Genomic DNA, 12,060 nt, shown 5'->3' with positions numbered 1-12,060 from the left:
TATGAACGCATTGATTCGCACTGCCGCAGCCACCGTGCTGCTGTTCGGTGCATTGGCAGCGAACGCAAAACCGACATCCACGCCGACACCACAACAACGGCAGGCCGCGCAAAAATTGGCAGGCATCTCGGTAAGGATTCTGGATTTGGGCCAATTGTTCCGCTACAACGGTTCTGAGGATTCGCGGTACAAGCCGTTTCAGGCAATCATGACGGCCGAAGAATTCCGCTGCTTCACCACGAAAATGGGCACGTCGCAAGGTTTCCGCGCATACAAAATGGATGAAGCGTTGGATTATGTGCAACATCGCTCGCCACAGGATTTGCAGCGGGATTTCGCCCTGCTGACACCGCAAACCGTGCAGGCATTGTCGCGCCTAATGTCGGCTTGGGAGGACGGAATCGCCCATAATAACAACGACAGGTACATACAGGAAATGGACCGGTTGCAGCAAAATCCCCGTTTGTTCAATGCCGTCAGCCGTTTTATGGAGTCAGCGCAGCATCATGATTTGCGGCAGCTGCTGCTTTCGTTCGCATTCGATACCGCGCCTGAGGAGGACGGAGCACGCAGCATAGAGCGATATCGTTTGTGGTCGCTGCGGGAATGCCATATTTCGGCAGAGGAACTGCGGGCAGGATTCCATGGCAGATCGGGAAAATAGTCCCAAAAGCAGCCTGCACTTGCCCAATCCGAAGTGCAGGCTGCTTTTTACCTGCACCGAACCCTCCCCCTGATAGGATATTGATATGAAAAATTTTATTCGAACTGCCGCATCCGCCGTGTTTCTGCTTGGCACATTGGCCGTGCGCGCAGAACCTGTCCCCACGCCGCAACAACAGCAGGACGCACAAAAATTGACCGAGACCGCCGTGCAGATTCTCGATTTCGGCCAATTCCTGGGCAGCGGAAAAGACTTGCCGCCATGGTATGAATTGCAGCCATGGCAGGAAAAAATGAAGATGACGGACGAACAATTCCAATGCTTCAAGGCCAAAATGACCACATCGCAAGGTTTTCGCGAATACAAAGCGGAAGAAGCGTTGCATTATGTTCAGAGCCGCTCGCCGCAGGAATTGCAGCAGGATTTCGCCCTGCTGACACCGCAAACCGTGCAGGCATTGTCGCGCCTCATGTCGGCATTCACGCAAGAAGACCGCAGCCCCGGCCTGTCCCTTCAAGAAGTTGAAAAACTTCAGCAAGACCCGCCGCTGTTCAATGCGGTCGACCGCTTCATGAGCGGGGAGCAACACCGCGATTTGCGGCAACTCTTGCTTTCGCTCACATTCGACAATAGCCCTATCGAGAACAGTGCTCACAGCTTCCAACGGTATGCCTTCTGGTCACTTAAAGCCTGCCATATTCCTGTCGAATAATATAGCGAATTAAAATCGCAATGATACGGCGTTGGCTCGCCTTGACGTACTACTTGTACGCCTTGTCTCATTTTTATTTTAATCCGCTATAACGCCCGCAGCTTCAAAAAACCGTCAAAAAAGCAGCCTGCACTTGCCCATCCGAAGTGCAGGCTGCTTTTTCAATGTGCAAATCAACCGTTTTCCCCGTCTTTCAGCGCGGCAAACTTCGCCTTCATGGTCGGGTTTTTGCGCACCAACCTTTTTACCGTCAAATCTTCCGCCTTGTTGTTCGCCAGCCGCAGATTGTTTTCCGAATTCAGCAGCGCGGCCTTGGTTTTTTCCAGTTGCGCAATCGATTTGTCGATGTGTTCAATCGCCTCGTTAAACCGCCGGCTCGCCAAATCGTAATTGCGGGCGAACGCGGTTTTGAAATCATTCAAATCCTGCTCGAAATTGGTAATATCGACATTCTGCGCCTTGAATTGCGCCAATTCCTGCTTGTATTTCAGGCTGTTGAGCGCAGCATTGCGCAGCAGCGAAATCATGGCGATGAAAAACTGCGGCCGCACCACATACATTTTGGGATATGCGTGTGACACATCGACAATGCCTTGGTTATACAGCTCGCTGTCGCCCTCCAACAGCGACACCAGCACGGCGTATTCGCATTTTTTCTCGTTGCGGTCTTTGTCCAATTCCTTGAAAAAATGCTCGTTTTTCTTTTTGGTTTGCGTGGTGTCGCCCTCGTTTTTCATCTCGAACATAATCGACAGGATTTCCACGCCTTCTTCATCGCATTCGCGGTAAATATAATCGCCCTTGCTGCCGCCGGAAGCATCGTTGTCCTTGCCGAATTCGGCATTTGGGAAGGCGGCGGCGCGGATTTGGTTGAAGGCGACTTCGCAGTGTTGCTCCAAACTTTCGCCCAGCATTTTGGTCGATTGCTTGGCTTTGAAATCGCGGTAAAACGCGATGGCTTCGTCTTTTTGGCGCAGCTGCCATTCGTATTGCTGCTGCAAATGCTGTTGGTCGGCCTGGTGTTGCGACTGGGTTTGCGCCAGTTGGTTTTGCAGGCGGCTCAAGGCTTGTGCCTGTTCGTGCGTGGCGATGAGCAGCTGTTTGTCCGCTTCGGCGCGCTGCTGCTGCAACTGCGCCTGTGTTTGCAGTTGCAGCGCGGTGAGCTGGCGCTCTTTTTCAGCAATTTGGGCGTGCAGGCTGCTTTGTGCCTGCTGCACCGCCAGCTGCGTGTTTTGCTCGTGCTGTGCCAAACGGGTTTGCAGCTGCACGATTTGCTGTTCTTTTTCCGCCAAAGCAGCCTGCATCCGTGCGGCGGATTGCGCACCGGCCAATTCCAAATCACTTTGGTATTTCTCGCGTAGCCGTTCGGCTTGCAGGCGGATTTCCTGCTCGAACTCTTGGGTGCGCACTTGGCTTTGGATTTGGGCATAACCTGCTTCGTCAATGGAAAAGGCGGTGTGGCAGTTGGGGCATTTGATTTGGTGCGGCATGAGGCTCTTTCGGGGAACGGTTAAACGGCAATGTGCAGGCTGCTTCGGTCAGCGGCGCATTTCCTGCTGCAAGGCGGCAATGTTGCCTTCGCGGTCGAGAATCTGCACGGTAATCTGCTGGACGACATTGGCCTTGCCCTGCTGCCGTGCCTGCGCCAGTTGCGCGCGCAAACGGGCGAGCGCCTGCCGCTCTTGGGCGATTTCCTGCGCAATCCGCTGTTCGCGCGTCAGCACGGGCTTGGCCGGCGGCAGGCTGACGATTTTTGCAGGCTGCACGCGCGGCGGCTTCATCCGCGTTTGGGTTTTCACCACGGCCGTTGTTGCCGTGTTCAGCTTCACCGGTGTTTGCGGCGCTGCCGGCGGCGGGTCCACCACCACGATATCGTCCGACAGCTGGAAATCCCGCTGCTGCCACGTTTGCTGTATTTCGTCTTCAATCACGGACGGCGTGGCCGGTGCGGACGCGGTTAAAAGTGCAGGCTGCGCCGCATCGTCCGCCCATGCCGCCGTGCTGGCCAGGGCGCAGAAACAGAAAAACCATGATTGCGTAATCTTCACTAAAAACTCCAAGTTGATGGCAAACGGCGGTTCGGATATTGGCAAAAACCCGTGCAGGCTGCCATGCCAAGCCGCCAACGGAATATCATAACAGCTTTAAAAAAATTTGATTTTTCAAAACTGTAAAACTATGTTGGCGAATGTTCCGATACCGAAAAAGCAGCCTGCACCTTTGGAAAACGAAGTGCAGGCTGCTTTCGGCATTTGGCGGCATTCAGCGTTTGGCCTGAAAACTCAACAAATGCTGCGTGCTGGCCAGCCATGCGCCCGCAATGCCCAGCGCGCACACCACCAGCATCACCAAGCCCATTTCGCTGTTCGTGAACGTGCGCCATTGCAGCACAATGCCGTATGGCTGGAAAATCTGGTTCACCAAAGGCTGCGTCGCCGTCATCAGCACATGGCACAGCCACAGGCTCAAACTGCCCGCAAACAGGCTCTGCCACGCCGCCTGATACAGGAACGGGCGGCGCACGAACGATGAAGGCGCGCCCAAAAGTTTGGTGATTTCAATTTCATCGCGGTGGCTCAAAATCTGCAAACGGATGGTGTTGTGCGCCACCAGCACGAATGCCAGCCCCAACGTCAGCGATAAAAACCAAAACACGCGGTTCAGCAACTGGTTGATTTTATACAGCGTCTGCATCCATTCTTTGTCCAGCTGCGCGGTTTCCACCATCGGATACTGCACAAAATCGTTTTGCAGCGCGGCAATTTCTTCCGGCGAATTGTTCACCGGCTTCACAATGAACGCATCGGGCAGCGGGTTTTCGTCCAGCATGGACACAATGTCTTGTTCGCCCATCGCCTTCTGCATTTCCGCCAAACCGTCCGCCTTGCTCACAAAGCGCACGTCTTCCACGCGGTGTTCGGCCGACAAAATGCGCTTCACGTTGTCCACATCCTGCTGCGTGGCCGCCAAATCCATATACAGCGTGATTTGCGGTACGTCGCTCAATTTGTCCAGCACCGCTTTGCCGCTTTGCACGCTCAAATACAGCGTGAGCGGCAGCGTCATGGCAATCGACAGCATGGCCAGAATCAGCAGCGTGGCCACCGGCTGGCGGAACAAATACACCAGCGCGCGTTTCGCACTTTCCCAATGAAGTGAAAAATAATTGTTCATGATGCAAACCGTCCCTGCTGCAAGCGCAAGATACGGTGGCCGTAGTCCTGCATTAAAGTTTCATCGTGCGCCGACACAATTACGGTGGTGCCTGCTTCGTGAAACGTTTTGAAAAGCTCCATGATATCCAGCGCATACGCCCTGTCCAAGTTGGCGGAAGGCTCATCCGCAATCAGCAGGCTGGGTTGGTGCACCACCGCGCGGGCAATGCACAGCCGCTGCTGCTCGCCGCCCGACAAACCGTTCGGGTCGTCTTTCTCGCGCCCCGACAGGCCCACTTTTTCAATGGCGATGCGGGCGCGTTTTTCCGCCGATTTGTTGTCGTAGCCGATAATCCGCAGCGGCAGCATCACGTTTTGCAGCACGTTGCGGTCGAACAGGATTTTGTGGTCTTGAAACACGATGCCGATGTGTTGGCGCAGGTAGCACAGTTGGTTGTCGGTCAAATCGCCAAGGTTGTGTTTGTTAATCAGCACTTTGCCGGACGTGGGCTTGGTAATACCCGCAATCAGGCGCAAAACGGTGGATTTGCCCGCGCCGGAATGCCCCGCGATGAAAATCATCTCGCCTTTTTGAATGTTGAAGCTGATGTTTTTCAGGGCTTGGAAATGGCCGGAATACACTTTGGAAACGGACTCAAATCGTATCATGATGGTTAATGGGGTTGGAAATGGCGAAATTATACGCGGATTTGGGCCGGGTTTGATAGGTGCAGGCTGCTTTATTCGTGGATATTTTTGTGGAAAATCCGTGCACTGCTTTTGCAAACGCTGTTTTGGCGGGGTGCAGGCTGCTTTTCGAGGCTGTGGATAACTGTGTGTGCAGTCCGTTGGCCGATTGTGCATTTCCGCCTGCGGCACGGGTCGGGCATTGGCGGCGGATTAAAATCGCCATGATACGGCACTGCCGCCTTGTCTCATCCGCTATAAAAAGCAGCCTGCACTTCGTTTCCCCAAAGTGCAGGCTGCTTTGGGCGGCTATTCGGCTTCCGCCTGTTCGTCCAAACTTTTCAGCCACGCCAGTTTTTCGGCAATTCTGATTTCCAAGCCGCGCGGCACGGGCTGGTAAAAATCCGGTTCGGGCAAGTCGTCGGGCATATAGCTTTCGCCGGCGGCGTAGGCGTGCGGTTCGTCGTGGGCATAGCGGTAATCGCGGCCGTAGCCCAGCTCTTTCATCAGCTTGGTGGGCGCGTTGCACAAATGCACCGGCACGGGTTCGCTGCCGTGTTCGCGGACAAAGCGGCGCATGTGGTTATACGCCATGTAACCTGCGTTGGATTTGGCGGCACTGGCCAGATACAGCACCGCCTGCGCCAGCGCCAGTTCGCCTTCGGGGCTGCCCAGCCGTTCAAACGTGGCAGCGGCATCGTTAGCAATTTGCAACGCGCGCGGGTCGGCCAGCCCGATGTCTTCCCACGCCATGCGGACAATGCGGCGCGCCAGATAACGCGGGTCGGCGCCGCCGTCGATCATGCGGCAGAACCAATAAAGTGCGGCATTCGGGTGCGAGCCGCGCACGGATTTGTGCAGGGCGGAGATTTGGTTGTAAAACGCTTCGCCGCCTTTGTCGAAACGGCGCACGGTGTCGCCCATGTTTTGCGCGGCAAAATCGGCATCGATTCGGGCGATGCGGCGCGTTTGGGCGGCATGAAACCATTGTTCCAGCATATTCAGGAAACGGCGCGCATCGCCGTCGGCGGCTTGGCACAGCAGGGTCAATGCTTCGGGTTCGAGCGTCAAATTTTCATATTCGGGCAACTGTTGCGCTTTTTGATACAGGCGGTGCAGGCTGCTTTCGCCCAGCGGTTTGAGCACATACACCTGCGCGCGCGAAAGCAGGGCGGCATTCACTTCAAACGACGGATTTTCCGTGGTCGCGCCGATAAACGTAATCAGCCCGCTTTCCACATGCGGCAGAAAGGCGTCCTGCTGCGCCTTGTTGAAGCGGTGGACTTCATCGACAAACAAAATGGTGCGCTGCTGCCGCTGCCACGCTGCTTCAGCTTTCTGAATCGCTTCGCGGATGTCTTTCACGCCCGAAAACACGGCGGACACGGGCAAAAACTGTGCGCCGAAGCCCTGCGCGATAATCCGCGCCAATGTGGTTTTGCCAATGCCGGGGCTGCCCCAAAGCAGCATGGAATGCGGAATGCCGCTCTCCATCGCCACACGCAGCGGTTTTCCTTCGCCGGTCAAGTGTTCCTGCCCCAAAACATCGTCCAGGTTTTGCGGGCGCAGCCGTTCGGCCAACGGGGCGGCGGGCGGGGTGTAGAATAAATCGTTCATGTGCAGGCTGCTTTCTCGAAATCAACGGTCTCCGCGCCCCGTTCCGGCTCTGCCGTGCAATTTGCCTTGTCGGGCGCAGTGTTCTCTATGATAATACCACTTTTACGAAACAAAACAGCAGAAGGATAACCGATGAAAAAAACGGCATTTGTATTGGCAGCCGCATTGATGTTGGGCGGATGCGGCGGCATGGGCGATTTGGGCGGACTGGGTTTGGGCGGCGGCAACACGTCCAACATCGGCGCTAACTTGTTCAGCATGTATGTGCAGAACCAGTGTAAAACCGAATTGCAGTCACGCACCGAATGGCGCTTGGCCGCATTGGCCATGAGCCAGTCGCAACAGGAAGCATGGGAAAACAAAATTTGCGGCTGCGTGAGCGAAGAAGCGCCGAACCAGCTGACCGCCGCCGATTTGACGCAAATTCTCACGCCGGAAGGCCGCACACGCGTGGTGGCCGAAGTGGGCGCGAAAACCGTTACCGCGTGCTACAAACGCCTGTTCACCCAACGATAACCCCAAAAAAGCAGCCTGCACCTTTCCATAAACCCAAGTGCAGGCTGCTTTCAAGATTTCCGCAATCCCAAAAGGCAAAAATCATGAAATACATCAGCACACGCGGCCAAACCGACCGTAAATCCTTCAGCGAAATCCTATTGATGGGACTCGCGCCAGACGGCGGCCTGATGCTGCCCGAAGCCTATCCCGCCGTGAGCGAAACCATGTTGGACCAATGGCGCGGCTTGAGCTACCGCGAACTGGCCTTTGAAATCATCCGCCTGTTCGCCACCGACATCCCCGAAGCCGACCTGCGCCGCATCATCGACCGCACCTACACCGAAGAAGCCTTCGGCTCGGCAGACATCACGCCCGTGCGCACCTTGAAAGACGGCATCAAAATCCAAGCGCTGTCCAACGGCCCCACGCTGGCCTTCAAAGATATGGCCATGCAGTTTTTGGGCAACGCATTCGAATATGTATTGAACAAAGAAAACAAACAGTTGAACATTCTGGGCGCCACCAGCGGCGACACCGGCTCGGCGGCGGAATATGCCCTGCGCGGCAAAAAAGGCGTGAACGTGTTCATGCTCTCGCCCGAAGGCAAAATGTCCGCCTTCCAGCGCGCGCAAATGTTCAGCCTGCAAGACGAAAACATCGTCAATATCGCCGTGAAAGGCATGTTTGACGACTGCCAAGACATCGTGAAAAGCGTGCAAAACGACCACGCGTTCAAAGAAAAATACCACATCGGCACGGTGAACAGCATCAACTGGGGCCGCATTGTCGCGCAGGTGGCCTATTATTTCGCGGGCTATTTCCGCGCCACCGACAACAACCGCCAAGAAGTGAGTTTCTGCGTGCCCAGCGGCAACTTCGGCAACGTGTGCGCCGGTCATATCGCCAAACAAATGGGTTTGCCGATTCGCCGCCTGATTGTCGCCACCAACGAAAACGACGTGCTCGACCAATTCTTCAAAACCGGCGAATACCGTCCGCGCACCACCGAGCAGACGTATGTAACGTCCAGCCCGTCCATGGACATTTCCAAAGCGTCCAATTTCGAGCGTTTCGTATTCGATCTGATGGCGCGCGACAGCGACGAAATCAACGCCTTGTGGGCGGAAGTGGGCGCGGGCAAAGGCTTTTCGCTGGCGCACAAGCTGCCCGAAATCCGCGAAAAATACGGCTTCGTTTCCGGACGCAGCCTGCACCAAGACCGCCTGGCCACCATCCGCCAAGTGTACGAAACCGATGGCGAACTGATTGACCCGCATACGGCAGACGGCGTGAAAGTGGCGCGCGAAGTGCGTGAAGACGGCGAAATCATCGTATGTTTGGAAACCGCGTTGGCCGCTAAATTCGATGCCACCATCCGCGAAGCGGTGGGCGATGTGGCGATTCCGCGCCCCGCGAAGCTGAACGGCTTGGAAGACTTGCCGCAGCGCGTGCAGGTGGTGCCGAACAATGCCGACATTGTGAAAAGCATTATCCGTGAGAAGCTGGATTAACCCGCCGGCGCATGCAAATATAGTCGATTAAAATAAAAATGAGACAAGGCGGCGAGCCGCAAGGCGTACAAGTAGTACGTCAAGGCGAGCCAACACCGTATCATTGCGATTTTAATTCACTATAAAGCAGCCTGCACTTTGAAAACCAAGGTGCAGGCTGCTTTTTTAGAGATGTGTGTTATGTTTTGGTATATTGGGGTTTATCCGCGTTTTTGGTACACGGCATTCAGGCGTTCGCGGTGCGGTTCCAGATTGATACCGGCCAAATCCGCCGCGCGAATCAGACTATTCACTTCCACGCCGCGCTTGGCCTGGTTCAATGCCCACATCATCGCAGAGCGCGTGCCGGTGCGGCAATACGCCAAAATGGGCGCGGGCGATTTGGCCACGGTTTCCTGAAAGTGCTGCAAATCGGCATCGTTGATTTGCTCCATCACCATCGGCATATACACCACATGCTCGATACCGTATTGATGAAGCCATTCTTTCACCGTTTCAAAGCTGGGCTGGCCTTCCTCTTCGCCGTCCGGACGGTTGCAAATCACGGTTTTAATGCCGATTTGCGCCGCCTGTTTGGCAAAGCGTTCGTTTAATTGTTTGGAGACGTATAAATAATCTGCAATTTTTTCCAGAGCCATAATCTTTCCTTAAAGCATGCCGGCGGCCGCAAACAGGCTGTTCGGGCGCGGCAGACACGCTTATTGCGTGATAAGAATCGCCAAAAATGGAAATTTTAAACCGTTTGACGGCACAGTAAAAGTTAATTCATGTATGTTTTCTTGTAAATGTGTGTAAATATATAGTTGCTTGGCACACGAAATTTGTGCTTCAATAACGACTCGCCACAGACCAAAAGGAAATATCATGAACACATTCTCACTGCCGTTTCAAGAAATGCTGGAACAAATGCCCGATTCAGTGATTTATGCCGACACGGAGGGCAAAATCCGTTTTTGGAACTCGGCCAGCGAGCAAATGTTCGGCTTCACGGCGCAAGAGGCCATCGGGCAGAGTTTGGACATCATCATTCCCGAATATCTGCGCGAGCCGCATTGGCGCGGGTTTTACGCGGCGGTGGAAAGCGGCAGAACCAAGCACAACGGCCGCGCCACGCGCACCAAAGCCCTGCACCGCGACGGTCATTATATTTACGCGCAAGTGAGCTTCTGCCTGATTAAAAACGCGCAAGGCCAAGTGCTCGGCTCGCTTTCCAGCGCGCGGCCGGCGGATTGAGCGGGTAAAAAAGCAGCCTGCACAGGCCGAACCCTTCAACGTGCAGGCTGCTTTTTGCTCGCGCGCCTCAACGGAAAAACTGCCCACAGCACGCTTTGAACTTGCGCCCCGAACCGCAGATGCACGGCTGCTTCATCGGCGGCAGCGGCACGGTCGGGTCGATGAAATACCAGCGGCCGTCCACGCGCACAAACGCCGAAAGCTCCTCATGCCGCCTTTCCTGCCCCTGTTCGGCAAAATGCGCCACAAAAGCCACCTGCGCGTGGTTCGGTTTCAGGTTGTCCGTATACCGCAGCACGTCCAAGCCCAGCCATTCGGCCTGCCGCGACCACTGCGCCATGCCCTCCCTGTCCAGCAACGCCTGCTGCGACGGCACAGTGGTGACCACCAGATAATCGATTTCATGGGCGACATAAGCTGCGTACCGCGAACGCATCAGCTGCTCCGCCGTTTGCGCCACCGCCTTTTGCCGGTGCAGCGGCGCGCAGCAATCTTGGTAATCCGCACCCGAACCGCAGGGACACAGCATCTTTTTTTCCTTTCCGTCCGATTTTTGACCCGTGCAGGCTGCTTTTTCAATACGGGAAAAGCAGCCTGCACACAAATTCGCTATAATATCCCCCTTTCGTTTTTATGGATACGCTATGTTATTTCCGCAATCGCTCCAACGCCTGATTTGCACCGGCATCGCCCTGTTGGCCATGCCCGCCGCATTTGCCGAAACCGTTTTCCACCAACTCGACAACGGCATGAAAGTTATTATTGCCGAAGACCACCGCGCGCCCGTCGTTTTAACGCAGCTTTGGTACAAAATCGGCTCGATAGACGAAGTGCCCGGCAAAACAGGGCTCAGCCACGCCTTGGAACACATGATGTTCAAAGGCACGCACACCGTGCCCGCTGGCGAATACAGCAGCCGGATTTCCGCACTCGGCGGTGAAGACAACGCCTACACATCGCCTGAAGAAACGGTCTATCACGTCAATATCGCCGCGCAACACCTGCCCACCGTGCTGCGATTGGAAGCCGACCGCATGGCCAACCTGAATTTCAGCGATGCCGCGTTCCGCAACGAAATGAAAGTTATCCGCGAAGAGCGCCGCCAAACCGTGGACGACAGCCCGAACAACGCGCTGTATGAAAAACTGTTGGGCATTGCCTGGCAAAAATCCGCCAACCGCACCCACACCATCGGTATCATGCGCGACTTGCACCACCTGAAACCGAACGATTTGCGCCAGTGGTATCGCCAATGGTATGCGCCGAACAACGCCACGCTGATTATCGTGGGCGATGTGAACCCCGAACAAACGCTGGCCACCGTCAAACAATATTTCGGTCAAATCCCAGCACGCGAACTGCCCAAACGCCAAGACATTTCCGAACGCCTGGACCGCCCCGTCAAACCGGCCGCCATGCGCGCCAACACCAAGCAGCCCCTGATGGTGCTGGGCTACCGCGTGCCGCATTTGCAGAAACTGGACGACACCATGCCTTACGCGCTGGACGTTTTGGGCAGCATTCTGGACGGCCACTCCGCCGCGCGTTTCAGCAAAAATCTGGTACGCGGCCAACAAACCGCGCAACGCATCGACGTTTCATACGATTTGCTGTCGCGCCAGCCGCAGCTGTGGACCGTCTTCGCCATGCCCGCCAACGGCACTTCCACCGCCAAACTGCGCCAGCTTATTGAAGCGCAGATTGCCGACATTGCCGAAAACGGCGTTTCCGAAGAAGAGCTGCAACGCGCCATCCGCCAAGAAGAAGCCAACGAAATCTACGACCGCGACAGCATCGAATCGCGCGCTTCGCTGATGGGTACGCTGGAAAACACCGGCTTTTCCTATCGCGACGAAGCCGAAATCCGCCGCCGTTTAAGCCAAGTGACCGCACAACAAGTGCAGGAAGCCGCACGATTGCTCACGTCCGGCCGCGCCGTTTTCGTGGAAATGCAGCCTGCACGCTGATGCCTATTGACCACCC

At 55.5% G+C, this 12,060-nt stretch carries 13 protein-coding genes; 6 read left to right on the top strand and 7 right to left on the bottom strand.

Features of this window, described 5'->3' with window-relative positions; translation table 11 throughout:
• The first annotated feature begins 1 nt into the window (after position 1).
• Both HMPREF9098_RS07480 and HMPREF9098_RS07475 read left to right on the top strand, forming a co-directional pair.
• Entirely contained in the window at positions 2-664 is a 663-nt protein-coding gene (locus HMPREF9098_RS07480) for a hypothetical protein (RefSeq protein WP_003783487.1), read from the top strand.
• 85 nt (positions 665-749) lie between these two features.
• A complete protein-coding gene (locus HMPREF9098_RS07475; protein WP_003783485.1) occupies positions 750-1,376 on the top strand; it encodes a hypothetical protein in 627 nt (208 codons plus the stop codon).
• Between the two features lie 173 nt (positions 1,377-1,549).
• Here the strand turns inward: HMPREF9098_RS07475 and HMPREF9098_RS07470 are convergent, their stop codons facing one another.
• From HMPREF9098_RS07470 to HMPREF9098_RS07445, 5 genes are all read right to left on the bottom strand, one after another.
• A complete protein-coding gene (locus tag HMPREF9098_RS07470) occupies positions 1,550-2,866 on the bottom strand; it encodes a DUF2130 domain-containing protein (protein WP_003783482.1) in 1,317 nt (438 codons plus the stop codon).
• A 48-nt stretch (positions 2,867-2,914) separates the two neighbouring features.
• Entirely contained in the window at positions 2,915-3,469 is a 555-nt protein-coding gene (locus HMPREF9098_RS07465) for a hypothetical protein (RefSeq protein ID WP_147285383.1), read from the bottom strand.
• Positions 3,470-3,638: 169 nt separating this feature from the next.
• On the bottom strand, positions 3,639-4,550 hold the full coding sequence (ftsX, locus tag HMPREF9098_RS07460) for a permease-like cell division protein FtsX (protein ID WP_003783480.1): 912 nt from the start codon (positions 4,548-4,550) through the stop codon (positions 3,639-3,641).
• On the bottom strand, positions 4,547-5,200 hold the full coding sequence (locus tag HMPREF9098_RS07455; protein ID WP_003783479.1) for a cell division ATP-binding protein FtsE: 654 nt from the start codon (positions 5,198-5,200) through the stop codon (positions 4,547-4,549). Before HMPREF9098_RS07455 ends, ftsX begins: the two co-directional genes overlap by 4 nt.
• Positions 5,201-5,527: 327 nt before the next feature.
• Positions 5,528-6,835: a replication-associated recombination protein A gene (locus tag HMPREF9098_RS07445; protein ID WP_003783476.1), complete on the bottom strand. Its 1,308-nt coding sequence runs from the start codon at positions 6,833-6,835 to the stop codon at positions 5,528-5,530.
• Between the two features lie 132 nt (positions 6,836-6,967).
• Between HMPREF9098_RS07445 and HMPREF9098_RS07440 the strand changes: the two genes are divergently transcribed.
• Both HMPREF9098_RS07440 and thrC read left to right on the top strand, forming a co-directional pair.
• On the top strand, positions 6,968-7,351 hold the full coding sequence (locus HMPREF9098_RS07440) for a hypothetical protein (protein ID WP_003783474.1): 384 nt from the start codon (positions 6,968-6,970) through the stop codon (positions 7,349-7,351).
• A gap of 83 nt (positions 7,352-7,434) precedes the next feature.
• Complete coding sequence (gene thrC / locus HMPREF9098_RS07435) at positions 7,435-8,844, top strand: threonine synthase (RefSeq protein WP_003783471.1); 1,410 nt, start codon at positions 7,435-7,437, stop codon at positions 8,842-8,844.
• A gap of 200 nt (positions 8,845-9,044) precedes the next feature.
• Here the strand turns inward: thrC and HMPREF9098_RS07430 are convergent, their stop codons facing one another.
• Positions 9,045-9,482, bottom strand: a complete 438-nt coding sequence (locus tag HMPREF9098_RS07430) for a protein tyrosine phosphatase family protein (protein WP_003783469.1) — start codon at positions 9,480-9,482, stop codon at positions 9,045-9,047.
• Between the two features lie 226 nt (positions 9,483-9,708).
• Here HMPREF9098_RS07430 and HMPREF9098_RS07425 point away from each other — a divergent pair, with 226 nt between their 5' ends.
• On the top strand, positions 9,709-10,077 hold the full coding sequence (locus tag HMPREF9098_RS07425) for a PAS domain-containing protein (RefSeq protein WP_003783466.1): 369 nt from the start codon (positions 9,709-9,711) through the stop codon (positions 10,075-10,077).
• 67 nt (positions 10,078-10,144) lie between these two features.
• On the opposite strand, the gene HMPREF9098_RS07420 is transcribed toward HMPREF9098_RS07425, so the two are convergent.
• Positions 10,145-10,606, bottom strand: coding sequence for a YchJ family protein (locus HMPREF9098_RS07420; protein WP_040564359.1), 462 nt, complete (start codon positions 10,604-10,606; stop codon positions 10,145-10,147).
• 115 nt (positions 10,607-10,721) lie between these two features.
• On the opposite strand from HMPREF9098_RS07420, the gene HMPREF9098_RS07415 reads away from it, so the two are divergent.
• Positions 10,722-12,044 (top strand): M16 family metallopeptidase, encoded by a 1,323-nt coding sequence (locus HMPREF9098_RS07415; RefSeq protein ID WP_003783463.1) that lies wholly within the window; start codon positions 10,722-10,724, stop codon positions 12,042-12,044.
• Positions 12,045-12,060: the final 16 nt, after the last annotated feature.

The sequence above is a fragment of the Kingella denitrificans ATCC 33394 genome (assembly GCF_000190695.1).
Lineage (GTDB): Bacteria > Pseudomonadota > Gammaproteobacteria > Burkholderiales > Neisseriaceae > Kingella_A > Kingella_A denitrificans.
The sequence above is the reverse complement of the archived record's forward strand: the minus strand, read 5'-3'. Positions and strand labels throughout refer to the sequence as shown.

What these genes read in the sequence shown, in the direction of transcription:
- HMPREF9098_RS07480 (WP_003783487.1), top strand. Translation starts at nt 2, where the DNA reads ATGAACGCATTGATTCGCACTGCCGCAGCCACCGTGCTGCTGTTCGGT.
- HMPREF9098_RS07475 (WP_003783485.1), top strand. Translation starts at nt 750, where the DNA reads ATGAAAAATTTTATTCGAACTGCCGCATCCGCCGTGTTTCTGCTTGGC.
- HMPREF9098_RS07470 (WP_003783482.1), bottom strand. Translation starts at nt 2,866, where the DNA reads ATGCCGCACCAAATCAAATGCCCCAACTGCCACACCGCCTTTTCCATT.
- ftsX (WP_003783480.1), bottom strand. Translation starts at nt 4,550, where the DNA reads ATGAACAATTATTTTTCACTTCATTGGGAAAGTGCGAAACGCGCGCTG.
- HMPREF9098_RS07455 (WP_003783479.1), bottom strand. Translation starts at nt 5,200, where the DNA reads ATGATACGATTTGAGTCCGTTTCCAAAGTGTATTCCGGCCATTTCCAA.
- HMPREF9098_RS07445 (WP_003783476.1), bottom strand. Translation starts at nt 6,835, where the DNA reads ATGAACGATTTATTCTACACCCCGCCCGCCGCCCCGTTGGCCGAACGG.
- HMPREF9098_RS07440 (WP_003783474.1), top strand. Translation starts at nt 6,968, where the DNA reads ATGAAAAAAACGGCATTTGTATTGGCAGCCGCATTGATGTTGGGCGGA.
- thrC (WP_003783471.1), top strand. Translation starts at nt 7,435, where the DNA reads ATGAAATACATCAGCACACGCGGCCAAACCGACCGTAAATCCTTCAGC.
- HMPREF9098_RS07430 (WP_003783469.1), bottom strand. Translation starts at nt 9,482, where the DNA reads ATGGCTCTGGAAAAAATTGCAGATTATTTATACGTCTCCAAACAATTA.
- HMPREF9098_RS07425 (WP_003783466.1), top strand. Translation starts at nt 9,709, where the DNA reads ATGAACACATTCTCACTGCCGTTTCAAGAAATGCTGGAACAAATGCCC.
- HMPREF9098_RS07420 (WP_040564359.1), bottom strand. Translation starts at nt 10,606, where the DNA reads ATGCTGTGTCCCTGCGGTTCGGGTGCGGATTACCAAGATTGCTGCGCG.
- HMPREF9098_RS07415 (WP_003783463.1), top strand. Translation starts at nt 10,722, where the DNA reads ATGTTATTTCCGCAATCGCTCCAACGCCTGATTTGCACCGGCATCGCC.